Origin of the sequence: Marinimicrobium sp. LS-A18, assembly GCF_000463525.1 — a bacterium.
GTDB classification, from domain to species: Bacteria; Pseudomonadota; Gammaproteobacteria; order Pseudomonadales; family Cellvibrionaceae; genus Marinimicrobium; species Marinimicrobium koreense.
Genome location: NZ_AWEP01000006.1, coordinates 493,520 through 519,183 on the forward strand (window position 1 = coordinate 493,520; position 25,664 = coordinate 519,183).

At 54.0% G+C, this 25,664-nt stretch carries 21 protein-coding genes; 19 read left to right on the plus strand and 2 right to left on the minus strand.

Annotated elements, in window-relative coordinates; all coding sequences use genetic code 11:
- Window positions 1–36: 36 nt before the first annotated feature.
- On the minus strand, window positions 37–858 hold the full coding sequence (gene cobA, locus N645_RS0113460; RefSeq protein WP_051174493.1) for a uroporphyrinogen-III C-methyltransferase: 822 nt from the start codon (window positions 856–858) through the stop codon (window positions 37–39).
- 446 nt (window positions 859–1,304) lie between these two features.
- Here cobA and N645_RS0113465 point away from each other — a divergent pair, with 446 nt between their 5' ends.
- From N645_RS0113465 to N645_RS0113540, 14 genes are all read left to right on the plus strand, one after another.
- On the plus strand, window positions 1,305–4,010 hold the full coding sequence (locus N645_RS0113465; protein ID WP_024462042.1) for a nitrate reductase: 2,706 nt from the start codon (window positions 1,305–1,307) through the stop codon (window positions 4,008–4,010).
- Window positions 4,011–4,341: 331 nt separating this feature from the next.
- Entirely contained in the window at window positions 4,342–4,701 is a 360-nt protein-coding gene (locus N645_RS0113470; protein ID WP_024462043.1) for a hypothetical protein, read from the plus strand.
- Between the two features lie 78 nt (window positions 4,702–4,779).
- A complete protein-coding gene (locus N645_RS0113475) occupies window positions 4,780–5,178 on the plus strand; it encodes a hypothetical protein (RefSeq protein WP_024462044.1) in 399 nt (132 codons plus the stop codon).
- A 78-nt stretch (window positions 5,179–5,256) separates the two neighbouring features.
- Window positions 5,257–5,619 (plus strand): hypothetical protein, encoded by a 363-nt coding sequence (locus tag N645_RS18080; RefSeq protein WP_152521714.1) that lies wholly within the window; start codon window positions 5,257–5,259, stop codon window positions 5,617–5,619.
- Between the two features lie 93 nt (window positions 5,620–5,712).
- Window positions 5,713–6,078, plus strand: coding sequence for a DUF2513 domain-containing protein (locus N645_RS17875; protein WP_081666147.1), 366 nt, complete (start codon window positions 5,713–5,715; stop codon window positions 6,076–6,078).
- A gap of 1,726 nt (window positions 6,079–7,804) precedes the next feature.
- Window positions 7,805–8,122: a transposase gene (locus tag N645_RS0113485; RefSeq protein ID WP_024461506.1), complete on the plus strand. Its 318-nt coding sequence runs from the start codon at window positions 7,805–7,807 to the stop codon at window positions 8,120–8,122.
- On the plus strand, window positions 8,119–8,988 hold the full coding sequence (locus tag N645_RS0113490) for an IS3 family transposase (protein WP_024461507.1): 870 nt from the start codon (window positions 8,119–8,121) through the stop codon (window positions 8,986–8,988). The genes N645_RS0113485 and N645_RS0113490 overlap by 4 nt, the downstream gene beginning before the upstream one ends.
- Before the next feature lie 106 nt (window positions 8,989–9,094).
- Window positions 9,095–9,385 (plus strand): hypothetical protein, encoded by a 291-nt coding sequence (locus tag N645_RS0113495; RefSeq protein ID WP_024462045.1) that lies wholly within the window; start codon window positions 9,095–9,097, stop codon window positions 9,383–9,385.
- 703 nt (window positions 9,386–10,088) lie between these two features.
- Window positions 10,089–11,957, plus strand: a complete 1,869-nt coding sequence (locus N645_RS0113505; protein WP_081666151.1) for an integrin alpha — start codon at window positions 10,089–10,091, stop codon at window positions 11,955–11,957.
- A 662-nt stretch (window positions 11,958–12,619) separates the two neighbouring features.
- Window positions 12,620–13,057 carry a hypothetical protein gene (locus N645_RS18085; RefSeq protein ID WP_152521715.1) on the plus strand — a complete coding sequence of 146 codons (438 nt, stop codon included), beginning with the start codon at window positions 12,620–12,622 and terminating at the stop codon, window positions 13,055–13,057.
- Window positions 13,058–13,456 carry a transposase gene (locus N645_RS18090; protein WP_152521716.1) on the plus strand — a complete coding sequence of 133 codons (399 nt, stop codon included), beginning with the start codon at window positions 13,058–13,060 and terminating at the stop codon, window positions 13,454–13,456.
- A 749-nt stretch (window positions 13,457–14,205) separates the two neighbouring features.
- Complete coding sequence (locus N645_RS0113525) at window positions 14,206–14,970, plus strand: hypothetical protein (protein WP_024462050.1); 765 nt, start codon at window positions 14,206–14,208, stop codon at window positions 14,968–14,970.
- Window positions 14,971–15,640: 670 nt separating this feature from the next.
- Entirely contained in the window at window positions 15,641–17,293 is a 1,653-nt protein-coding gene (locus N645_RS17130; protein ID WP_036161393.1) for a SulP family inorganic anion transporter, read from the plus strand.
- 38 nt (window positions 17,294–17,331) lie between these two features.
- Window positions 17,332–17,772 carry a YqaA family protein gene (locus N645_RS0113540; protein WP_024462052.1) on the plus strand — a complete coding sequence of 147 codons (441 nt, stop codon included), beginning with the start codon at window positions 17,332–17,334 and terminating at the stop codon, window positions 17,770–17,772.
- A gap of 30 nt (window positions 17,773–17,802) precedes the next feature.
- Here the strand turns inward: N645_RS0113540 and N645_RS0113545 are convergent, their stop codons facing one another.
- Window positions 17,803–18,693 carry an alpha/beta hydrolase gene (locus N645_RS0113545; protein ID WP_024462053.1) on the minus strand — a complete coding sequence of 297 codons (891 nt, stop codon included), beginning with the start codon at window positions 18,691–18,693 and terminating at the stop codon, window positions 17,803–17,805.
- Window positions 18,694–18,855: 162 nt separating this feature from the next.
- Here N645_RS0113545 and N645_RS0113550 point away from each other — a divergent pair, with 162 nt between their 5' ends.
- From N645_RS0113550 to N645_RS0113570, 5 genes are all read left to right on the plus strand, one after another.
- Window positions 18,856–19,857, plus strand: a complete 1,002-nt coding sequence (locus N645_RS0113550; protein ID WP_024462054.1) for a serine hydrolase — start codon at window positions 18,856–18,858, stop codon at window positions 19,855–19,857.
- Window positions 19,858–20,022: 165 nt separating this feature from the next.
- Complete coding sequence (katG, locus tag N645_RS17135; protein ID WP_036161396.1) at window positions 20,023–22,191, plus strand: catalase/peroxidase HPI; 2,169 nt, start codon at window positions 20,023–20,025, stop codon at window positions 22,189–22,191.
- A gap of 151 nt (window positions 22,192–22,342) precedes the next feature.
- Window positions 22,343–23,572 carry an efflux RND transporter periplasmic adaptor subunit gene (locus N645_RS0113560; RefSeq protein WP_024462055.1) on the plus strand — a complete coding sequence of 410 codons (1,230 nt, stop codon included), beginning with the start codon at window positions 22,343–22,345 and terminating at the stop codon, window positions 23,570–23,572.
- Window positions 23,572–24,792: an ABC transporter permease gene (locus tag N645_RS0113565; RefSeq protein WP_024462056.1), complete on the plus strand. Its 1,221-nt coding sequence runs from the start codon at window positions 23,572–23,574 to the stop codon at window positions 24,790–24,792. The genes N645_RS0113560 and N645_RS0113565 overlap by 1 nt, the downstream gene beginning before the upstream one ends.
- Window positions 24,785–25,498: an ABC transporter ATP-binding protein gene (locus tag N645_RS0113570; protein ID WP_024462057.1), complete on the plus strand. Its 714-nt coding sequence runs from the start codon at window positions 24,785–24,787 to the stop codon at window positions 25,496–25,498. The genes N645_RS0113565 and N645_RS0113570 overlap by 8 nt, the downstream gene beginning before the upstream one ends.
- The last annotated feature ends 166 nt before the right edge of the window (window positions 25,499–25,664 follow it).

Sequence of the window (25,664 nt, forward strand, 5' to 3'; positions counted from 1 at the left end):
CGGTTTTACCGGTATTGGTGGATGACGGCCTTCGGCCTACGCAATCGACCGCTGCTGCGCTTCACTCAAAAACTGCTCCGGCGCCAACTGGTCCGCCAACCGCACCACATCCCCCACCACAATCAATGCCGGTGATTGCACTGCGTCGCGCTCGGCGGTCTCGGCCAACGCTCCCAACGTGGTGGTCAACACCCGCTGATTCGCCCGGCATCCGTTTTCAATAAACGCGGCTGGCGTATCGCCACTCAAACCGTGGGTCATCAGTTGCCCGGCAATCTCTTCCGACCGGCTCACGCCCATATAAAACACCAGGGTGTGATTCAGTTGCGCCAGCGCCTGCCAGTTGGCGGTCACTTCGGTTTCGCCGTGGCCGGTCACCAGGGTGCAACCCTGGGACACACCGCGATGGGTCAAGGGCATATGGGCGCTGCTGCTGCAACCGGAGGCGGCGGTAATACCCGGTACCACCTCGGCGTTCACACCGGCCTGACGCAGGGTCATCAGTTCCTCACCGCCGCGGCCAAACACAAAGGGGTCGCCGCCTTTAATGCGGCATACGGTTTTGCCCATCAGCGCCTGGTCCACCAGGCGCTGATTCAGATCGTCCTGCGCAATGCTGTGATGATTTTTCGATTTGCCGACATAAAGTGCGGGGGTGCCGTTCGGAAACAGCGCGCGAATATCCGCACTCACCAACTGGTCGTAAAAAATGATGTCTGCGCTTTCAATCGCGCGCAGTGCTTTCAGGGTCAGCAACTCGGCATCGCCGGGGCCGGCACCCACCAGCCATACTTTCCCGGTTGATGCGGGAGTCGAGCGGGTCGGCTTGGCCGAGGGAATCAAAGGTTCAATGTTCATGGAGTTCATAACGGTTGCCCTGAAAAATCATTTTACGAATGCATGGTTGGGCTAGAGCAAAGACAGTGCCATTCACTGACAAACCCTATGAAAAAGTTGATAACCCCTTATTTTTCATGCGCTTAGCGGGCACACATTCTGCAGCGCGGGATTTTTATGCGTTACAAGTTCACGCGAAACGAGCACCACGGCCGTGCAAAGGTGCGCTGAAATAATGCAAAACGGTGCAGGCGGGCTATGAGCAATTTGCGTTGAAAGTGTGCAAGTGGTGGTGCGTCGTGCGCTATCCCGGTGCTCTTGCAGATTTTTCGTTGGAATGAGTGCGTGAACTGAGGTGAATTCGGCCGAACGACCGCCATTTAATGGCAGGAAAAGAAATTGGCGTGGCGATTGCAGTACTAGAAGGCGTGATGACAACAAACACTTTCTATATTGCAGGTTGATCCATGACAGTTCATCGGTACGAACCCATTCCCACCGCCCAAGCCGAGTCCACGGTACAGACCACCTGTGCCTACTGTGGTGTTGGCTGTGGCATAAAGGCCACGGTGAATACCGAGGCACGGAAGGTGTTGATCGAGGGAGACGAAACCCACCCGGCCAACCTGGGGCGGCTCTGCTCCAAAGGCCTGGCGCTGGGGGAGACTCTGGTGGACACCGGTCGACTGCTTCACCCGAAAGTGCACGGCGAACAGACCAGTTGGAATCACGCGCTGCAGACCGTGGCTCAGGGTTTTGTGGATACCATTGTTGAGCACGGCCCGGACTCGGTGGCCTTTTATGTGTCCGGGCAACTGTTGACGGAAGACTACTACCTGGCCAACAAGTTGATGAAGGGCTTTATCGGCAGCGGCAATATCGACACCAATTCCCGCTTGTGCATGTCCTCCAGCGTCGCCGGGCACAAGCGCGCCTTTGGCAGCGATACGGTGCCGGGCTGCTACACCGATCTGGAACAGGCGGACATGATTGTACTCACCGGCTCCAATCTCGCCTGGTGCCACCCGGTATTGTTCCAGCGCATCAAGGCCGCCAAACAGCAGCGCCCTCATATGAAGGTGGTGGTGATCGACCCGCGCCGAACCGACACCTGCGATATCGCCGACCTGCATCTGCCCATTCATCCGGGCACAGATGTGGCGTTGTTCAATGGTCTGCTCAGTTATCTGGCCCAACACAACGCTATTGACGAAGACTTTGTCCAAGCCCATACCGAGCATTTTACCGAAGCCCTGGTGGCCGCCATGGAAGACGCTGGCCAGCGCCCGGCACTGGCTCAACAACTCGGCGTCGCCGACTATCAGTTGGAAACCTTTTTCCAGTGGTACGCCCAGACCGAGAAAACCGTCACCGTCTACTCCCAGGGGGTGAATCAGTCCACCGCCGGCACCGACAAGGTCAATGCCATCATTAATTGTCACCTGGCCACCGGCCGTATCGGCCGGGCGGGCATGGGGCCGTTCTCCGTCACCGGCCAGCCCAATGCCATGGGTGGGCGTGAAGTCGGCGGGCTGGCGAACACCCTGGCGGCCCATATGGAGTTTGACCACCCGGAGCATTGGCAACTGGTGCGGGACTTCTGGAAAGCGGACAACCTCGCCACCCGTCCCGGCCTGAAAGCCGTGGACATGTTCGACGCCGTCGCCTCCGGCAAAATCAAAGCCATCTGGATCATGGCCACCAACCCGGTCATGAGCCTGCCCAACGCCGACAAAGTCAAACAGGCCCTGAAGGACTGTCCGCTGGTGGTGGTGTCCGACTGTATTGAAGACACCGACACCACGCGCCTGGCCGACGTGCTGCTGCCCGCCGCCGGCTGGGCTGAAAAATCCGGCACCGTCACCAACTCCGAGCGGTGCATTTCCCGCCAGCGGGCCTTGCTGCCGCCCCTGGGGGGCGCAAGGCCGGACTGGTGGATCATCGCCGCCGTGGCCAAACAGATGGGCTACGGTCGAGCCTTCGACTACGCCAGCGAAGCCGAAGTGTTCAGCGAATACGCCCGCCTGACCGCTACCGACAATAATGGCACCCGGGATCTCGATCTGGGTCACTATAGTCACTTGACCCTGAATGATTACGACAGCCTGCCGCCGCGGCAATGGCCGCTGCCGACGAAAGCCCCGTTGCCCGACGGTGACCAGCGCCTGTTTGGCGATGGCGTGTTCTTTACCCCCTCCGGCCGAGGGCGGTTCGTGTCGGTACGTTATCGCGCACCGGCCACCCAGGTGGACAGCCACTACCCCCTGACCCTGAACACCGGCCGCATCCGCGACCAATGGCACAGCATGACCCGCACCGGCCTGGCCTCGCGCCTGTGCGGCCACCTGCCGGAGCCGTTTATCAGCGTTCACCCCAAAGATGCCGGGCGCTACCAACTGAAAGACGGCGCCCTCGCCGATGTCACCAGCCGACAGGGGCAGGCGCGGGTGCGGGTGCAGCTCACCGACCAGGTCAATCTGGGTGAAGTCTTCATGCCCATGCACTGGAACGACGTACACGCCAGCCGCGCGCGAGTGGCCGCCCTGGTAGGTGAATACGTCGACCCCACCTCCGGCCAGCCGGAAAACAAATACACCCCGGTTCAGGTCCAGCCCTGGTACGAACAGGCCGAAGCCCTGCTGGTCAGCCGAACCCCACTGCCCGAACTGGAAGCCGACTACTGGGCCATGCGTCGGGTCAACGGCGGCTACCTCTATCGTATCGCCAGCGAACAGCACCCCGCCGACCTGGATAAACAACTCCAGAGCCTGTGCCAGAACGGCGACCAACAACTCGCCTTCGGCCACCCCGAGCGCGGCGAATTCCGGCGCGCCTTTGTGCGCGAAGGCCAACTGCATATCGCCTTCTCCGTCGCCAAACAATTCGGCACCCGGGATTTCAGTTGGCTCGGCGACCTGCTCGAAGGCGACTTCGCCGCTACCGCCATGCGCGCTCTGCTCAGCGGCAAGCCGGACCAGCAACACAGCCAGGGCAAGCTGGTGTGCGCCTGCAAACAGGTGGGCTACAACACCCTGTGCAACGCCATCCGCGAAAAAGGAATCGACACCGTCGACGCCCTCAGCGCCGAAACCACCGCCGGCACCGGCTGCGGCTCGTGCCTGCCGGAGCTGGAGCAGATCATAGCCAGGGAGAGTGCGCACGAGGCAGCCTGAGCTGAAAGTCAGGGAAGGTTAAATTCTGATCAATCCATACAGTATATTGGCAGCCGAGCCAAAATCGGGCACACTTTGTAAACCGAGCGCGCTCGTTTACACACCGTGGCTCATAAAAAAGACAATAAATTCAATGCATTACCAAACCGGGCGGCGAATTAACGCGCACCGCCCGTCAGAAAAACGCGCATGCACGCTTTTTCACCCTGACAACTTGGATGTTCAGCATGAAAGTACCCGAATATCAGATAGTTGCGAAAAGCTCTTCGAGTGAATGCTCGGAGGGATATTGCGCATGCGCGATATACAAATGTTATGAGTATTTCGTCCCATGAAGATTCTAAGGATCGTTGCTTTAGCATTGCTCTTTTCCTCTTGTGCAGTCGATAAAAAGAGCAGCGAGGAATTTAGATGGATTCTCACAGCAAGCCCTGAAGATGATGCTATATCCGCAGCTAAAGAGGGAGATTATAGGCTACTCGGTATTTCTGGCATGCTGACTGAGGAAGTTCCGCTTATGGATAAGAGTTGCGAACATGGGAGTAATGTAAAGTATCTCAGTCTCGATAACGTAATTGATAGTTACGCGGAGAGAAGGTATCAGGCGATAGCGCCGGTATATGCCGAGGCCTATAATTTCCACCTGATCAAGTATCTCCGTAAAAATGGGGTAGAAATATGCAACTCATAACCAGCGCATGTTGTCGCCGCTATCGCGGCTGGGACCTCCGTTCCGCTGCGCTACACTTCGGCCCCAAATGCGGGCGTTATGAATATGAATGAAACTAACCTTTGGAACCAATTAAATCAGTACGTAGATCTTTACAAGTTCCACTGGGAGCTTGCATTAAAGCTTTGCGTGTTCTTTCTAGGCATTTCGGGTGCTGTCGCGGCTTACGTGATTAAGAACCAAGAAACCCCATATATGGCGGCGGCATTGGTCTTACCTTTTGTCCTTTGCACATTTGGTGCAGGGCTTTCACATAGAAGCCTCCCTGGCCTGAAACTCATCCGCGAAGAAGCTGTTAGAATTGGCGATGAACTAGAGCTGCCGACACACCCAGAATTTAGGTCGCTCGTCACGTTTGTGAAGGCGCTTCGGTTCATATTGGGGGGAAGCGCAGTGGGCTTAGTAGCTTTGGGGGTAATAATTGGCTTTAATTCATAACCATGCCATTAAATACGCTCCCTTCGGTCGCCGGACCTCGTTTCACTCGGCCGTTTATGGCGGGCGTTAGGCATATTTATGATTAAGCCACTTCTAAAGGGTTGTTTTTATAGCGGCAGTGCTGCTCTAATAACTTGTTTTCTGGCTTTAGTGTTCAGCTCTGCCGTTCCCGGCACACTAAGCAGTGGCGAGCAACAGATTGGGCAAGCAATTATATCCGTTGTCTTTCTTTTCCCTATAAATATAGCCGCATGCTTTTTCGCAAGCTACACAACATCTAAAGTCGTGCCCTTTAAACTTGGTGGCGCTGGAGTATTAATTTTTTTAAGCTCTCTAATAGTTCAGCTTTTACTAATAGGCTTTTACCCACTCCTAGCAGCCGTTCTACTAGTTGTTTCAATTACAGGTTCTATTAATGGGGCTAAAGTCGCAAATGCCTAACCAAGCGTACCAGTTCGCCGCCGCAAGCGGCGGCAGGACGCTCGCAAGCTCGCGCCTCTGTACGCGGCGTTAATTGGTCTTGGAGAGTTTGTCATGAAAAGGAATATGGATTTAGTTCGAAAAATACTCATAGAGATTCATAACGGGGATCATGGATACTACCAAGGACCCCTTGTAGTAGAAGGTCACAGTAACGAAGAAGTCGGGTATCATTGCTATCTGCTCAGTCAAGCAGGATTAATCGAGGCCGCCGATGTGTCAGGCGAAGGTCACGGTAGTCCTCATGCGCTTCCCATGAATTTGACTTGGGCCGGGCATGAATTCGTTGAAAACGCCTACAACGATTCAATTTGGGAGCAAACTCGAGGAGTGGTATCTCGTGTAGGAAATGCCTCTTTTACAATCTGGGCTAATGTTTTATCAAAAGTGGTTACAAACAGTTTGGGGTTGGACAATTAACAATCCAAGGCAGTGGGACATATTTTGCTTCGCTTCGCTCAAAACACAAAATATGCCCATGCTTGGGGCGTTATGGCTAAACCAGGTACAGAATGAAATATGTAGTCGGTAGCGTATCTTTGGCTATTTGCTTGCTCATTGTCCTTCTTTTTCAAAGTTGGGGCGAGTGCTCATTCAGCGAAGAGTATGCTACTCAGAGGGTAGTTAGGGCTTTGTCTGAGAATCAAGATCCCAAGTATTTGGGCGCTCCAGCTTTCGAGGAAGAACAATGCTCATACAGTTACCTATATAAAAGTCCGAACTCAAAAATATCGTATATATTTACAGGCTGGGGTGAGGTTCATAAATGGGATTATGCGCGTGATGAATGACCCAAGCCATAACCAGCCAAGGCAGGGGGACATATTTTGCTTCGCTTCGCTCAAAACGCAAAATATGCCCCTGCTTGGGGGCGTTATGAGTAGAGAGCGCATAGAGAGGAGGGTGGCGTTGTGAAATGCCCAAAGTGCGGAGAGGAATTTGGATATCTTCACCTTGAAGAGAAAGTGAAAGAGGGAAACCACTACTTATTTTATTGTCCTAACTGTTCGTGTCACTTGAGTAATGCATCAATTTCGAAAAGTAGTCGGAAGCAGATGGTGCTTTTTGTCAGCGCTGGTGTAGTGCTTTTGGCAATAGTGGCAGGAATAGACCTGTTGAAGATAGGTGGAGAACTTGGACTCATAGTTACATGGGTCGGAGTATCAATTTCGGTTTTATTGCTGTTAATTGGCTGCTTGGAAGTAAAGCGGTTCTCATCGCTCTGCTATGACAGGGCTAGCAGTTGATCCAGCTCATAACAAACCAAGGCAGCGGGACATATTTTGCTTCGCCGCGCTCAAAACGCAAAATATGCCCCTGCTTGGGGCGTTATGTGGACTGAAATGAAGCGAGCCTTAATTGCCCTCATAGCTATGATGGCCGCTGGGTGCTCTTCTTTGGGCGGAGAGTGTCGTAAGGCTCTGGATAGTGGTGAGTGGGCGGTTGTTGGACGTTCGGCTAATGCATTACCGAATGATCAAACAGTCGCACTTGATCAACGACGCATTGCTTTCTTGGATGAAGGGGCGGGAATTTTGGCGGTATGTACAAGTTGCGGTAGCGACGACAATCGAATCGAGTCGGTAAAGTACTATGATAATGAAGAACTCGTTCGTGCAATGGGTAGCACTTGTGGCCCTTACTAAGACATCGCCACATAACCAAGCAATCAAGTACACGCACTACGTGCGTCGGACTTCGTTTCACTCAGCCGCTTATTGCGGGCGTTAAGCAGGCAAAATGAGAGTCCGATATGAGTAAAGGATTTTGGATTAAACGGTTTATTGTTGTATTAGTAGGTGCTTTCGTTGTTATAGCAGGTGCACAGATACTAAAAGGGCACGAGGTACTTTACTCCGTTACGCAAGGCGCCATATGGTCGTTCCTTAGCGCAAGCGTTTTTACAGTCGCCCGACTCTACCAGTCACGCCGAGGCCAGCACTGTGCTATCTGCAAAGACACCCCGGAAATGCAAAATGACTCAGGCCGTGAATAAGCTTAACAAGCGGCTGTTATCGCCCCTTCGGGGCTGGGACGGCCTTTCCGCTGCTCCGCAGCTACAAGTCCGCCCTAAAGCCGGGCGTTATGTGTCCGAGTTCCCCAAGAAAAGTAGACACCTAATCCCCACTTAACGGAGGGTGTCATTATGACCAAGAAGACGAAGAACAAGTACAATCACTACACCGAGGATTTCCGGCGTGAAGCGGTTCGCCGCGCCGATGATCCCAACACCAGTGCCGCCGAGGTAGCGAAAGAGCTCGGTATTCACCCCGGCCAGATCTATAACTGGCGTCGGCAGTATAAACGCCTGTCCGATAAGCAGTTCAATAGCGTCCAGGGGGTGGATTACTCCATGAAAGAGAGCGAAGAGGTTCGCAAGTTAAAGCGACAAGTGGCGGATCTGAAAGAGGAGAACGAGTTCCTAAAAAAGGCGACGGCGTACTTCTCCAAAGACAAGTGGTGAGGTACGCTTTCATTGAGTCGCTTCGAGGGCAGCACACGGTCCAGAAGATGTGTCGTTGGGCGCGTGTTAGCCGCTCTGGCTACTACAAGTGGCGCTCTCGGGCGCCCAGCGCGCGCGAGCTGAGACGATTGAACGCGGAGCGAATGCTCACCGCCTTGTTCAACCGCTTTAAAGCGCGCTACGGCTCGCCGAGAATGACGGTGGAGCTTAACGAGAGCGGCTTTCCCATCAGTGAGAACACGGTGGCTAAATTGATGGAAAAACAAGGGCTTAAAGCAAGGAACGGAAAGGGCTACAAGTACTTTCCTGATGTGCTGGCCAGGAACCACGTCAGTGACAACCTGCTCAGGCGCAATTTCTCCGCCAGCAAGCCTAATGAGAAATGGGTGTCGGATATCACTTACATCAAAGTCGAAAAAGGCTTCGTGTACTTGGCGGTTATCATGGACCTGTTCTCGCGCAAGATTATCGGCTGGTCACTCGATACCACCATGACCAATCAGCTCATCATGGATGCCTTTAGAATGGCCGTAGCCTCACGAAAGGTCGAACCTGGGCTGATATTGCACTCCGACAGAGGGGTTCAGTACCGGTCAGGCGAATACCAGGCGCTCTTGCTGAACGAGGGTATTCGCCCTAGCATGAGTCGCAAAGGCAACTGCTGGGACAACGCCGCTATGGAGTCGTTCTTCGCTCGGTTCAAAGTTGAAGCGCTATACGCCGAAGATATCAGCACTAAACAGGAGGCGTATTCCTGCGTTTTTGATTACATTGAGCTATTCTACAATAGCCACCGGCGACACAGCTCATTGGGCTACAGAAGCCCAAGGGCTTATGAGAATGAGTATGCGCAGATGTGCGCTTAAATCAGTGTCCACTTTTGGTGGGGAAGATCAATTTTTCGATGCTGTTCGTGGAAGATGCTCGCCAGACCTCGCTTTCGCGGTCTAATTTTTCGGGAAAGGAAGTCAAATGAAAGGGCTCTTTTTGACACTCATATTTTTAGCTACCGCAGCCGCCGCAGACCCAAACGGGCGTAGTGATGCAAGCTGGATTTTCGTCCTCACCGCCCACAATGCTGATGGAGCCATAGTGGCAGTTGACACGGAGGGCCCTTTTGCAAGTGAAGAAGAGTGCAAGGCTGTTGGTGCTGTGGTTACCAAAAGGGTTTATGAGGTCATTGGTTCTTTTCAGCCCGAAACCCATTCAGCGATGGAGTGGGACAAACTGACGACATCGTGTGAAGATGCAACCCGCTCTTAAAAGCGATGGGGCTAGAGGGTGTTGAGTGTAGCCTAGCCAATCTAACAAATGGGTGAAGCCGACCGGTACAACGCTGAGCTCCGTCCCAGCGGCTTACCCAGGGCGTTAAATACAGACGTAGGCCAAACGAAGATGAAGCTACTTCTTATCCTTCTAATCATCTTTGGGGTGTTCGGCACCGTGATCCTGGGGCTGGAGGCAGTTTACATCGGAATCTTTGCCTCGGAGAACGAACTATCAGAGTACCCTTGGGGCACGGAGCTGGGTTGGTCTTATCTAAACAGGCATACGTACATGATATCCGGCCTAATCTTCACACTTGCTTTCTGGCTACCGCTAATCATCCTTTTAGCCGTAAAGTATTTAACAAATCGCTCAAAAGTGACGCCGAAAAACGGCGCACTTTAGCTCCGCGTTAGCTAAAAGCGAGTCTTTATGTATCTCGAAGTTCGCAAAAACCCAAGTTCGACTGATATCAATTTGATAACTACGTAGGATATTGGGTCAGGTCTTGAAATTTGAATTCAAATTTCAAGACCTGACCCCTGTAACGTGCTCCGTAAACGCGACTGGCTGACATTTACACTGGCAAAGGGTTCGGGTAGTGTCAAGTTTGTGGGTGTACCAGAGCTCACCTTAGCATGGTCGATTTCACTTATCACTTGAATCCTAGACCTCAAAGAACAAACACGAGCTATAAAAAATGATTTCCCGATATGTATGCTTATTAAAGACGTCTATTTTTTCTCTAATTTTTCTACTTTGCTCCTGCGGAGGAGGAAGTATAGGTAGTGATGAAGGTGGTCAAGCTATTGTTTTGGAACCAAAAGATGAAGTAATACAAAGCGATCACAATTCAGCGAATCAACTCTATCCTACTCGCGAATTTACCAGGCTAAATGGGCAGCACTCCCTGTCTTGCGAGATTAACACTCAACCGCTATACGGAGTGATTGATGAGACTGATAGCTGCGTATTTACATACACACCAAATACCGGCTTCTTGGGCCAAGAGATTGTATCTCTCACAATAAGTGAGGCCGACCATTCAAGTGTGATTAGAAGACAACGAATACGATATATAATCAATGTCAATCTTTTGAATACTATAGTCAGCGCGGATGTTGAAAATCTATTTCTGGAAAAAGTAAGGTTTGTGACAGGAGGTAATGTTTATTACGACGTGGCTTCGGCTGGGGTAGGTAATTTTAACGATGACGAGTTTAATGACATTGTAATTCGGTCTCGCGGAGACCTTTTTAGTCCACTTGATGTAGCAGTTATGTACGGGAGAACATCCTTTGATAAAGAATATGATCTCAGCCCGATCAGAGAAAAATTTCTCCCTAGTTTCGGCTTTCAGTTCTCATGGGAATATGATTTAGGCGGAAACATGACATCTGTAAATAAATTGGGAGATTTTAATGGGGATGGCCACAGCGATATCATTATTGGCGACACAAGTAATTCAGAAACACTTGTCGTCTTTGGTGGAGCAGAATCTGATAACTTGCAGGTTAAAGTTCAAGATAACTCAAGGTATGACTTGGGCCTGTATACAGAAAGATTTGTTTCCATTCCAGGAAACTTCTTTGTAGCCAAGTCTAAAGGTGTTGGGGATTTCAATGGCGACGGACTTGATGATCTAGCCTATTTTGGTACCCCTGGAGCATCGATCTCTTACCAAGCCTTCCATGTCGTTCCGGGTGACAGCAATCTAAGTGCCTTGCCAAACTCCTCACAGTCCTCTGATATATACACATTTCAGACGCTTAGATCTGACGATCATAGACACTTTAAAGGTAGAACCTTTGCCAGCGTGATGCCCTCGAGTATCGGGGACATCAATGGAGATGGCTTCGACGATATACTGGTTTCAGACTACCTGTTCGACAAAGACTCCAGTGAAGGAGAGCATAGCACAGGAAGAGCATATGTATTCTTTGGTTCTAGCAACTGGGACAATGTTACAGAGATTCCAAATGATGCCAGCGAAATCGATGGCGGCTTAGTCATTGAACCGTCAGCTGAACACGGGTTCAACTTCGGGGAATGTATAGGATTGATTGAGGACATCAATGGAGATGGATATGACGAAATGTCAATCGCAGCAAACAGTAATAATTCGATCGGTTCAGGGTTTGTAAACATTGTATTTGGCGACTCGAATCACAGAAAAAATATAGTGGTCGAGAAGATGGAGGACGCACAGATTTCGGACCAAGCTAATGTTATGACTATACTGGGCGCTGCCGTATGTGAGACTAAATCTATTGGGGACATCAATGCAGACGGATTTAACGACTTAGTTGTTGTTAATAAGCATGAAAATTATATACATCCATCTGAGTTTTACATTATTTACGGATCTGATGATTTGCCTCGAATGATTGATCTATCTGTCTCGTCGCAGCATCTCACTAGGGTTGATGTCGACGGATCAGTAATATCAGTTTCTTCGGCGGGTGATGTAAATGGAGATAATTATGATGACTTCATCATGGCCGTGGCTGAACCAGGTGAGTCTGTGTATGTAGTGTTCGGAGGAGATTACTTTGTTCGGCATCAATAGCCGAAAGGAGAGGTTGATAACGTCAAGTTTGTGGGCGTCCAAGAATCGCTAGAATCGGATATAGATAGAGGGAAATATTTATAAAATGAGCGTGTATGCTTAAGAACATGGTGTTGGGTCTGACCCATGAAACGTGCTGTAACGATTTCGATACCCAATGTTTTTGCTTTGCTTTAGAACATGATTAACGTTTCGCTTTACATTAGCAAGTAAATCACCTAGCAAGCGGTTGCTATCGCCCCTTCGGGTCTGGGACGGCCTTTCGGAAGCTACAAGTCCGCCCTAAAGCCGGGCGTTGAGGCTGTAGCAAAACTCCAAAAATGAGGTCTTTTTTTGATAAAATTGGGCATCGCTTAAAAGACGAGGCGCCATGCCAAACTTTAAGAAATACGACTACAGCCAAGCACCATGGTAGTCATTGATTTTGAGGAGCAGTTGCAGCCAGGATCCTTCGAGTTCACGCTCTCAAGGAGCATAAGAAACTCGATGGTCGAAAGCCCAATGTACGGGATCGAAAACGTCAGCTGCAGAAAGCTTCTGATACGCTGAGTAGAGGATTTGATCGGATTGACCAATTCCTAAAGACGGCAACCCCACGTATGGGGCAAGGTAAGCGACCTAAAGAAGTCAAAAGCAACATCACCGACAATGAGTCGGCCAAAATGACCACCAGTAAACGCACCATTCAAGGTTACAACGGTGTCGCAACGGTCGATAAGAAACATCAGATCATTATTGATGCTCAGGCCTTTTGCGAAGGCCAGGAACACCACACCTTGAAGCCCATTCTTGGAACGATTAAAGACCGGTTTTTTCGAATCGGAATAAGCGACGACATCTATAAAGATGGAATAGTGGTCACCACCAATATGGGTTTTTCAAACGAAGCGAACAACCAGTATCTAAAGGCCGAAAAAATCAATGCCTACATTCCCGACAACCAGTTCCGCTCCCGAGACCCCAAGTTCAAAGATCAGAAATCCAAGTACGGGCACCTCCATCCGGGAAAAGGTGTCGATAAAGGCGTAATCCCCGCAAGCGAGTTTGACTTCAACTCAGTCAAGAAAACATGCACCTGTCCGCAAGGCAACCCCATGTAGTTGCATTCCGAGCGCGTTCAAAGTAGCGGTAATCACCTGATCGCCTTCGAGGGCCGCTTAACCGACTGCCGGCACTGCCCCATAAAAACGGACTGCATGAAAAATCCCCAATCCGATGACACCCGAAAGGGGCACGGGCGACAGGTTTCATTCCTGGTAAAAGGGAAGCGCAAACCCACCGCTACTGATTGGATGAAGAAACGAGTTCATAGCCTCAAAGGGAAGCAGGTTTATGGGCACAGAATGTCGATGGTGGAGCCGGTTTTTGGTAACATCGGAACCAACAAAGGGCTCAATCGGTTCTCTTTGCGAGGAGAACGCAAGGTGCAAGGCCAGTTGCAGCTATACTGTTTGGTGCATAACATCGAGAAGTTAGCCAATTACGGCGCTATGGCGTGATCCACAGGCTTATCCACACTCGAGTTGGCTCAACTGTCGATAATGGGTGATTATGGTGAACGGATCTGGTTAAATAGTAGCCAGACATGAATTGAAGAGAGGCGCCAGAGAGGCGATTTCCGGGAATCGTTTTTCTACAGCCTCGTTAGAGCTTTTCACTATGCCAATTTCAACAGACGTACTACGACATTCGATGGCTGCCACAGCGGCTATAGCTAGATCATGGTTTGAGGATCGATCCGAAATCAAAACTCGCGAACAATTCGAAGCTCGCGGCCAACTTGGTGACAGTGGAAACGGTGCAGTGTATGTGTATTTCACTGATAAAGGTGCCGCCGTCTATGTCGGGCAAACTGGGCGCGCAGTCAAAGCTCGCCTCCATGACCAAACTTCTCCACATAAAAGCAAAGATTGGTGGGGCACTTGGTCGTATATGCGTTTCGTACCTTTAGAGTGCGGTGTTGATCGCCTTGTTTTAGAATCGTTGCTTATTGCTATATACGAGCCTAGCGAAAATGCGAAACCAAAAGCCAAGAGTATCAATGAGCTATTCCCGCTCTAACAAGGCCAATCACGGCGACAGCTTTTTCGTTGCGGCTTCGCCTCCATGAACCTGAACCAGTTTAACGAACAGTAACTTACTGTTCACATAGGTCATTTGATTTTAGGGGATCGAGTCCTTCGTCCCGTTATGGACTTTTAGTTAATGATGATTCGACTGGAACTAAAATATAATGAAAGGATCTGCCATGAAGATTACTATTATAATATTAGTCGCTGTGTTGTCAGTTGGCTGTGGAGCGCAGCCAGTAAAGGAACCTAAGCCCGATTATTTAAAGGTAACGGAAGCTCACATAGAGGAGACAGAGAGGCAGTCTGAGCTGGGGGCAGCGATTTATCAGAAGGACCGCCTTGCGGCATCGGCAACGGACTACCTTTTTGAAAAAGGTGTTTTACCAAATGATACCCGGATCAAAGGTTGGGTTGTTGATATATCCGACGATGCTCAGAAAGTTTACTTCATGGGGGCTGGCGAATCAGGCATAGAAAGTTATCATGAGCTGACTTACCTGAATAACAGTTGGTCTCACAACGAATCTCCTGAGACAGAAACTGTTCATCAGTCTATGTTTCAGGCTAGGCAGATAGCTTCAAGCCACATCAACATCCGGTGTTCAGAGCGCTATAATACGGTGGTATTGTCGGATGAAGAGTATTGGCTGGTGTATTTGTTGGCCTCAACAACTGATCCTGATGTGATGGTAGTGGGTGGCCACAATTTTGTGAAGATAGATAAAAGTACCTTTGATGTAGTGAGTGCAAAAGCTTTGTCAAACTCATGTCTCAACATCCCCAAAGGGGATGGTGGCGTACCTTATACAACCCATATTGTTGATGATCTTCCGATTGCTGTTCACAGTTTCTTGTCTTTGCTGCACAAAACTCCGCTGTATGTTGGCACTAGAACCGGTCCGTGGATAGTAGAGAACGGGACGATCAAAAGTATAAAGTGATCTTGTGTCAGAAGGACAAATGAAAAGAGTAAACGTCATAGGTACAACCGGAAGCGGAGAATCCACGTTTTCTAGTCTGCTTGCCGAGAAGCTGGGCTACCCGTGTATCCATATGGACCAGATGTTCTGGAAGCCCAATTGGGTAGAGTCGAGTAATGAAGAGTTTTTCCCGAAATTGGAATCCGCTATTTCGGAAGACTGCTGGGTTCTGGACGGTAACTACAGTAGGACAAATGCCATCAAGTGGCGGAACGTTGATACTATCATCTGGTTGGACTATTCGTACTTCAGGACTCTGTTTCAGCTCCTTAGGCGTACTTTGTCCCGCGCCATAACGAAGGAGGAGCTTTGGCCGGAAACGGGGAACCGTGAGTCCTTCCGAATGGCTTTCGCGTCAAGGCATTCAATTTTCTTATGGTTCTTTCGCAACTATAATAAAAACAGGCGACGATATCAGGCATTACTTCAGTCACCGGAGTATGATCGTATAAATTTTGTCCACATTCGAGACCCAAAGCAAGCCCAGGCGTTTCTAGAAGGCGTGGCGCCGGAGCGCCGATAGCGCTCGGTTTACTAGGTTTCCGGACGGTGGTGGTATACTCCTGTCTCGTGCTCAATAGCAGCCAATTCAGTACCTGAACCTACACCGAGTCGACGGAGATGCAAGTCAATGACGTATGGTTTTGTCAACCAACTCTTTAACCAGATCAACCTCAAAAACCTGCGGGGCGATGTTTTTGGTGGTCTGACCGCGGCCATTGTCTCACTGCCGATGGCCCTTGCATTCGGGGTTGCCTCAGGCGCAGGTGCGGAGGCTGGCCTATATGGGGCAATTTGTGTTGGGCTCTTCGCTTCGCTGTTCGGTGGTACCCCAACGCTAATCTCCGAGCCGACTGGCCCGATGACGGTTGTCATGACCGCCGTTTTGACCTCTCTCGTGGCGAGTCATCCGGAAAACGGCCTGGCAATGGCATTTACGGTGGTGATGATCGCCGGCCTTTTCCAGATTTTGCTCGGTCTATTGAAGCTGGGGCGTTATATCACCATGATGCCCTACAGTGTGATATCCGGGTTTATGTCGGGTATCGGGATCATTCTCATTATCCTTCAGTTCGGCCCCATGCTGGGTCAACCCTCGGTCAGCGGCGGTGTGCTCAATAACCTGTTGGCCATACCCCAGTTTATTAAGAATCTGAGCGTGGCTGAGCTTTCTATTTCGTTAACGGCCCTCCTGGCGCTCTTCTTTATCCCAAAACGCATCGCAAAAGTTGTGCCCCCGCAGCTCATTGTATTGGTACTGGGCACCACTATTGCACTGCTGCTGTTCGGCGATAATCTGCGTTTGGTAGGCCCTATTTCATTGGGTATACCCGATTTCTATCTCCCGTACTTTACCGCTGATCAGGTGACGACCATGCTTATCGATGGCATGGTGCTGGGGACGTTGGGCTGCATCGATGCCCTGCTGACGGCGGTCATCGCAGACAGCCTGACCCGCAATGAGCACAACTCCAATAAAGAGTTGATCGGTCAGGGTATCGGAAACCTCGCTTCAGGCTTTATTGGTGGGTTGCCTGGCGCTGGCGCTACCATGGGAACGGTGGTGAATATCCAGACGGGCGCCCGGACGGCCCTTTCTGGGATCGTGCGCGCCGCTGTTCTATTGGTGGTTGTCGCGTTTGCCTCGGGGTTGGCCTCCAATATCCCTCTAGCCATTCTGGCAGCGATCGCTGTGAAAGTTGGTCTTAGCATATTGGATTGGAGCTTTTTGAAGAGGGCTCATCGCGTCTCGACCAGCGCTACCCTCATCATGTACCTGGTCATTGCGCTGACGGTTCTGGTGGATCTGATGGTAGCGGTCGGCCTTGGGGTCTTTATCGCAAACATCATTACCATCGACAAGCTGAGCCGATTACAATCGCAGCGAAATATGCAAGTCATCAGCGATGTGGACGATAACATCTCGCTCGAAAGCGAAGAAAAGAAAATCCTTGAGAAGAACCGCGGTGACATTGCCTTGTTGTATTTCAGTGGTCCGTTGATTTTTGGTATGTCGAGAGCGTTGGCACGCGAGAGAAACAGCTTGAATGCTTTCAGAAAAATTCTCATCGACCTCACCGATGTGCCGACGCTGGATACCACCATGGTACTTGCCTTGGAAAATACCATTCAAGACGCTGTACAAGGCGGCAAGTTGGTCACAACCGTTTGCTCAAATACCAATCGACACACGTCGCTGCACGAGTTTTTGGAATCAAACCAGATTCCGAAATTTACCTCCCGGATCGAGGCATTGACCTGGTTGGCTGATAAGGAAGTTTAGGTCAATGCGTTGAGCCTACCATTTCGGTGAGATGATTGATGGAGCACTTGGCGGAACTCGGCTACTTGGGCCTCTTCCTGTCCGCATTCCTGGCGGCGACGATATTGCCCCTCAGCTCCGAGGTGGTGCTCAGCGCCTTGTTGCTGAGCGGCCTGTCGCCGGTGGTTCTGGTTTCGGTCGCCACCGTCGGCAATGTGCTCGGCTCACTGACCAACTATGCCTTGGGCTATTGGGGGAGTCTGGTGGTGGTCAAGAAGTGGCTGCGGATGTCGGAAGACGACTTTGTCCGGGCCGAGGTGCGGGTTCGGAAGTATGGGATGGTGTCGTTGTGCTTTGCCTGGGTCCCCATTATTGGGGACCCCTTGACCGTGATCGCCGGCGTGTTACGGATACGCTTGCGCTGGTTTCTGCTGTTGGTGACGGCGGGTAAACTGGCTCGCTATGTCGTCATCAGCTATATGACGCTCGCGTTTCAGTGAGCCATTGCTCCCACATCGCCTGGCACTTTGCTAAGGCATATTCTTCTTGTCGACGGTCCATTCAGGGTGCTCGGCCAGCCCCGGTGGATTGCCGGTAAATAACTTGCCTGCCGTTTCGTCGTCCTTCAGTTGCCATTTAAACCAGGCGGTCGCCACTCTGGCAAACTCTCCGCCGTGGGGCTGGCCGTAGGTGCCGCCGTGGCCCACGTCCATATTGCCGACGAACACTGGCACATGGTCAATGCGCTCCACGTCGTTCATGCCGTTGCCGTAAGCAATGTCGGATTCTCCGCCCAGTAGGTACAGCGTCGGGGTATGGATGTTTTCCAACTGCTTTTTGGTCAGGTTGGGAATGCCGGGCAGTGGATCTTTGGGCGGCTCGTTGAAGATGCCGCTATTGAAGACCCCCAAGGTGCTGACCCGAGGGTCGTCCGCGACGTCCAGCGCCTGCAGTCCGCCGCAGGACATGCCCGCGACGCCGATCTCGGTCGTGTCCAGCGCCTTGTGGTAGGGGCTGTTCTCACTCTCATTCTGTGCGATGGCCCAGTCGATGGCATCGGTCAGTTTGGAGGAGCTGGAGCGCTCTGTCTTCTGCTCACCGTCTTCTGTGGGCATGGTGCCGATGGCGACGACCATGAAGCCGTGGGAGGCGATTTCGTTCAGGAAGTTCACATGCTCCCAGGGGGAGTCGAAGCAGGCCCCATTGCCCCAGACCACAATCGGGAGTTTCTCGTCGCCCTGCGCGGCGATGTTGTTGGGCCGGAACAGGGTATGTGTGGGCAGTGAGGCATCTGTTGCCATAATGGCACTGTAGGGGCCGGTGCCGCCGTCTTCGACCACCCGTGATTCGATGGTTTCGGCAGAAGCGTAATTTGCCAGGATGCACGACAGAAAAACAATTAGGGCTTTAGCGTTTCTCATGGGACTCGATCTTATTGTTGAGGGTTGGGAGCGGTCATTATGGCGATGAACCAAAATCGAGTCTACTGCCTGGGCGATAGATCCGCGCCACGTCCGCGGACGTAGCCTGTTGTGGTCTTGTCACACGTTTATTGCTGATTTCAATGAGGTCATGGTCAACCTATGCATTCTCTTCTATCCAAAGCGTTCGCTTCTCTATTGCTGCTTACGTGCAGTGCCGTGCTCGCCAATGAGGACGACTGGCGTTCTGAACTGGCGCGCGATGCGGAGCGCCTGCCCAGGTTGCACTCGCTGTTGGTGTTGCATCAGGGCGAGGAGGTGGTCGCGCTGGATATCCGGGGGCCGGGGCTGGATACGCCGGTCAATATCAAATCCCTGTCAAAAACGGTGCTCGCGGCGCTGGTGGGTGTCGGGATTGAGCGTGGGGTTCTGGAGGGGGTGGATCAGCCCATTGTGGAGGCGCTGGGCGGTCAGGTGCCGGAGGCGGCCACGGAAGGGGTGGAGCGCATTACCCTGGGCAACCTGTTGTCCCTTCAGGCGGGGTTGCAGCGCACCTCCGGTCGCCATTACGGCGCCTGGGTGACCAGTGACAATTGGGTGCACCATGTGCTCACCCGGCGGTTTGTGGATAAGCCGGGCGGGCGGATGCTTTACTCCTCCGGTAGTACCCATTTGCTCTCCGCCGCGCTGACCGAAAGCGCCGGGCGCAGCACGCTGGCCTTGGCCCGCGAATGGCTGGGAGAACCGCTGGGTATCGCCTTTCCCGCCTGGGATCGGGACCCCCAGGGCATTTATTTTGGCGGCAACAATATGCTGATGTCGGCGCGGGAACTGGCCGCCATCGGGGAGCTGTACCGCAATGGCGGCCGGGCAGGGGAGCAGCGGCTGTTTCCCGAGGCCTGGGTGGACACTTCCTGGACCGGGCGGGGCGAGTCCGCCTATACCGATGATCCCTACGGCTACGGCTGGTTTCTGCGTCCGCTGGGCGGTGAGCCCGGCTACTATGGACGCGGTTATGGTGGGCAGCTGCTGTATGTCGTTCCCTCCCTGGAGCTGACGGTGGTGATGACCTCTGACCCGACTCCGCCGTCCCCTGGTTCCCGCTATCTGCGCCAGCAGTTGCGGCTGTTGGAGCAACATGTGATTCCCGCGCTTCGTCCGTGAGGGCCGCCCGTGCGGGCGGCGATTGCAGGGGGCTATACCGCCCTTTGTGAGAATCTATCACAGATGGCAAATCGATTTGCTATGCTCCAATAGATCCATTCTTGTGCTATACCGTATAGATCATAGCCGCACGTAATCATAAATGAACGCGAAAGGAGCAGATCGATGAGTGACCAGAACGCAGGCGCCGGAAAATGCCCGGTGATGCATGGCGGCGCAACGCTCGCCAGCACGTCCAATATGTCCTGGTGGCCCGAAGCCATCAACCTTGACATCCTTCACCAGCACGACCGCAAAACCGACCCCATGGGGGAAGATTTCGACTACCGTGAGGAAGTCAAAAAGCTCGATTTTGAGGCTTTGAAAAAAGACCTTCACGCCCTGTTGACCGACAGTCAGGAGTGGTGGCCGGCGGACTGGGGTCACTACGGCGGCCTGATGATCCGCCTGGCCTGGCACGCCGCCGGTACTTACCGGATTGCCGATGGCCGTGGGGGCGGTGGCACCGGTAACCAGCGCTTCGCGCCGCTGAACTCCTGGCCGGATAACGCCAGCCTGGACAAGGCTCGCCGTCTGCTGTGGCCAATCAAGAAGAAGTACGGCAACAAAATCAGCTGGGCTGACCTGATTATCCTGTCCGGTAATGTGGCGTATGAGTCCATGGGCCTGCCCACGTTCGGCTTCTCCTTCGGTCGGGAAGATATCTGGCACCCGGAGAAAGACATCTACTGGGGTGCGGAGAAAGAGTGGTTGGCGCCCTCCGATGAGCGTTATGCCAATGTCGACAAGCCGGACACCATGGAAAATCCGCTGGCCGCCGTGCAGATGGGTCTGATCTATGTGAACCCGGAAGGCGTCAACGGCAAGCCGGACCCGATAAAAACCGGTGCACAGATTCGTGAAACCTTTGCCCGTATGGCGATGAACGATGAGGAAACCGCGGCCTTGACCGCCGGTGGCCACACCGTGGGTAAATGTCACGGTAATGGTGATGCCGAAGCGCTCGGTCCCGAGCCCGAGGGTGCGGATGTGCACGAGCAGGGCCTGGGCTGGTACAACGCGAACCTGAAAGGCAAAGCGGCCAACGCGATTACTTCGGGTATCGAAGGTGCCTGGACCACCAACCCGACAAAGTTCGACATGGGTTACTTCAAATTGCTGTTCGGTTACGAGTGGGAGCTGAAGAAGAGCCCCGCCGGTGCCAACCAGTGGGAGCCGATCGACATCAAAGAAGAGGACAAGCCGCTGGATGCCAGCGATCCCAATGTCCGTCGCAACCCGATCATGACCGACGCCGATATGGCGATGAAGATGGACCCGACCTATCGCGCCATCTGCGAAAAGTTCATGAAGGACCCGGATTACTTCCGCGATACCTTCGCCCGCGCCTGGTTCAAGCTGACCCACCGCGACCTGGGTCCGAAAGACCGTTACATTGGTCCGGAAGTGCCGTCTGAAGACCTGATCTGGCAGGACCCGGTCCCGGCCGGCAAGAAAGACTACGACGTGGAGGCGCTCAAAGCCAAAATCGCGGACAGTGGTCTGAGCATCGGTGAGATGGTCAGCACCGCCTGGGACAGTGCCCGCACCTTCCGTGGCTCCGATATGCGTGGCGGTGCCAATGGCGCGCGCATTCGTCTGGCGCCACAGAAAGACTGGGCCGGCAACGAGCCGGAGCGTCTGGCCAAGGTGCTGAAGGTGTACGAAAAGATCGCGGCGGACGCCGGTGTGAGCGTGGCCGATGTAATCGTGCTGGGCGGTAGCGTCGGTATCGAGCAGGCGGCGAAAGCCGCCGGTCACAAGGTGAGCGTGCCCTTTGCACCGGGCCGTGGCGATGCCTCTGACGAGATGACCGATGTGGACTCCTTTGAGCCGCTGGAGCCGGTCGCCGATGGCTTCCGTAACTGGCTCAAAAAGGATTACATCGTCAAGCCGGAGGAGTTGTTGTTGGATCGCGCCCAGTTGTTGGGCCTGACCGCGCCGGAAATGACCGTACTGATCGGTGGTATGCGCGCCCTGGGTACCAACCACGGCGGTACCAAGCACGGTGTGTTCACCGATCGCGAAGGTCAGCTGACCAACGACTTCTTCGTCAACCTGACCGATATGGCCTATCGCTGGGAGCCCAAAGGCAAGAATCTCTACGAGATTGTTGACCGCAAGTCCGGTGATGTGAAGTGGACCGCAACGCGCACCGATCTGGTGTTTGGCTCCAACTCCATCCTCCGGGCCTACGCCGAGGTCTACGCCCAGGACGATAACCAGGAGAAGTTCGTCAAGGACTTCATCGCCGCCTGGACCAAGGTGATGAACGCCGACCGCTTCGATATTTAAGCGGTTGCCCTGAAAAACCCGCGTCGTCTTTCTGGCGGCGCGGGTTTTTTTGTGCCCGGCGTTTGTCTTTTGCGCGCTGGCTTGCGTAGTCATAGCGTTGCTGATGTGAGATTCTACGTTTTCATAGAGAGCATTCACTGGGAGAGTCAGAGTGCGTCGCGTTTCAACCCAAGTTGTGGTTCCTCTGGCCATTGTGGCCTTGATCGTCCTTTATTTTGGCTGGCAAAGCTGGCAGGGGCCGGAGGTTGAAGGCTATGTCATTGAGCCGGTACCGCTGGTACAGACGGTGGTCGGCACCGGTCGGGTGATGACCGCCTCCCGCGCCCAGGTGGGCAGCGAAATTACCGCCGTGGTGAAGGAGCGCCGGGTACAGGAAGGGGATACCGTTGCGCCGGGGGATCTGCTGCTGGTGCTGAGCGCGGAAGATATTGCCGCCGAGGTGCGTCAGGCCGAGGCGGCCCTGGAGGAGCTGGTGACCACCCGGCGCCCACAGGCGGCCATTGACCTGGAGCGGGCGGAGTGGGAGCTGGCCCAGGCGCGGCGGGAAACCGTGCGACGGCAAGCCCTGGCAGAGCGCTCGCAGCTGTCAGCCGAGGCATTGGAGCAGGCGCAAGAGGCCGAACGACTGGCCCAGGCCGCCGTGGACTCGGCGCGCTTGACGGTCTCCGCTCTGGCGCCGGGTAATGTGGAGGAGCGCCGACTGGAACAACGCCTGGCCGCGCTGCGCGCCCAGCTTGCCAAAACCGAGGTGCGCTCCGAGGTCGCCGGCACGGTCTTGACCCGCAATGTCGATCCCGGCGATCTGGTGCAGCCTGGCCGCGTGCTGTTTACCATCGCGCTGGAAGGAGGTATGGAAATCCGTGTGCCGCTGGACGAGCGTAACCTGTCCCGCCTGGCCCTTGAGCAGAAGGCCACCGCTATTGCCGACGCCTATCCGAATCAACCCTTTCCCGCGCGCGTCAAATTTATTGCGCCGAGTATCGACCCGCAAAGCGGCACGGTGGAAGTGCGCCTTGCCGTCGATCCGGTGCCGGCGTTTGTCCGCCAGGATATGACCGTGTCGGTCACCATCGAAACCGGGCGACGAGACAGTGCCCTGGCCGTCCCCAACGATGCCCTGAGGTCGGTACGGGGCCGAGAAGCCGAACTGTTTCTGGTGCGCGATGGCCGGGTGCAGCGCCAGGCGGTGACCCTGGGCCTGCGCGGATTGGCCATGTCCGAAGTGGAGAATGGACTGAGCGAAGGCGACCGGGTGGTGGCGGATATGGCGACGGAACTGACCGAGGGCAAACGCGTGCGCTTTGTTGAACGGCAAGCGCCGGTGTCGAGCGACCGCGACAATGCCGCCTCCCGAAATGAATCACCGATGAACTTTGACTGATGGTTCGGCCGAAACGTTTATGGACAGAGTGGACCCTCGCCATCGGCTTTTTGCGCGAGGGGCGCACGCAATCGCTGATGATTGCCATCGGCGTGGCCGTGGGTGTGGCGGTGATCGTATTTATCACCGCGCTGATTCAGGGCCTGCAGAGCAACACCATCGAGCGCACTCTGGGCACCCAGGCCCATATCCGGCTGCTGGCGCCGGAGGAAGTCAATCGGGTGCATCCGGTCTCGCCGGGAACGTTGCAGTTGGTGCTGGAAGACAAGCGCCCGCAGCGCCTGCGCTCGATCAATAATTGGCAGGAAATTACCGCAACCCTCGACCAACTGCCCGGCCTGAGTGCGGTGTCTCCGGTGGTGTCTGGCCCCGCCTTTGTGCGTCGGGGCGAGGCGCTGGAGTCGGTGGCACTGGTCGGCATTGATGCGGAACGCTATCAGCGGATCATTCCCCTGGACGACTACATGGTGGCGGGCGAGTTGCGCGTGGGCGCGGACGACGTGCTGATCGGGGCGCGCCTGGCCGAGGACCTCGGTGTGGGCCAGGGGCAAAAGCTGCGTCTGGAGTCTGGCGAGCAGAACGGCGCGGTGGTGAACATTTCCGGTATTTTTGAGCTGGGCGTGCGGGAGTTGGATGAACGCTACGTGTATATGGATTTGAAGCAGGCACAATCGCTACTGGACTTGCCGGGCGGGGTAACAGTGATTGACCTGACCGTGCCGGATATTTTCACTGCGGATCAGGTTGCCGATCGGGTTCAACGGTTGATCGACCTGGACGCCCAGAGTTGGATTGAAACCAATGCCCAGCTGATGAACGCCCTGACCGCCCAGAGCCTGTCCACCAATATGATCATTGTGTTTGTGGCCATTTCCGTGGCCTTTGGTATTGCCAGTGTGCTGTCGGTGAGTGTGGTACAGCGCACTCGGGAGATCGGTATTCTGCGCGCGACCGGTGCGACACGGGCTCAGGTTCTGCGGGTGTTTCTGATTCAGGGGGCGGTATTGGGCTTGCTGGGCTCGGTGATGGGCATTGCGGTGAGCTACGGGTTGGTGTGGGTATTCAACACCTTTGGCCCGGGGCTGTTTTATATTCCGGTACCGCCTAGTCTGGTGGCGGCCACGCTGCTGCTGGCCACCCTGACCGGCGTGCTGGCCGCCGCCGTGCCGTCACGCCGCGCGGCCCGTCTCGACCCGGTGGAGGCCATTCGCTATGTCTGATACGCCCGAGGAAGTGCTTCGGCTCGACGGGCTCAGGAAGTCCTACAATGTCGGTCAGCCCAATGAAGTGGAAGTGTTGCACGGCCTGGATCTGACCATTGGCCGCAACGATTTTGCCGCGCTGATTGGTCCCTCGGGGTCGGGCAAAAGTACCTTGCTGAATGTGATTGGTTTGCTGGACCGCCCCACCCGTGGTGAGCTGTTTCTGCTCGGGCAGGCCACCAGCGGAATGGACGACTCCGGCCGGACGGCCCTGCGCGGTTCCAGCATCGGGTTTGTGTTTCAGTTCCATCACCTGATCAATGCGTTTACGGCCATCGACAATGTCCTGATGCCCCTGATGCTGACCCACGGCAAACCCGACCAACAGGCTCGGGACAAGGCGCGGGAGCTTCTGGCCGCCGTGGGGCTGGAGAAATACGCCAATACCAAGCCCAACCAACTCTCCGGCGGCCAGCAACAGCGGATCGCCATCGCCCGGGCGTTGATCACCGAGCCGGCGTTGCTATTGGCCGATGAGCCAACCGGCAACCTCGACACCCAGACCGCCGCCGAAGTGTTTGAACTGTTCCGTAAGGTCCATCGCGACCGCGGCTGCGCGGTCCTGCTGGTCACCCACGACCCCCGGCTGTCCGCCACCTGTGATCGCACGATTAATCTGGTGGATGGTCGTATTGTCAGCGATACTGTCAATGAACCGGAATGAAGTAGTCATCCATACTGGAACGCTGTCAGACTAACGCGGCGTAAATGGCACTTTAAGGGGCGCTAGAATGGCGGCGAGTGAGAAAAGCATCGAGTCCAAGCAGGGCGAGGCCCGGAAGCATGAGCTTCATCAGGAGCTCCGGATGTGCGGCCACGACTCTGGCCTT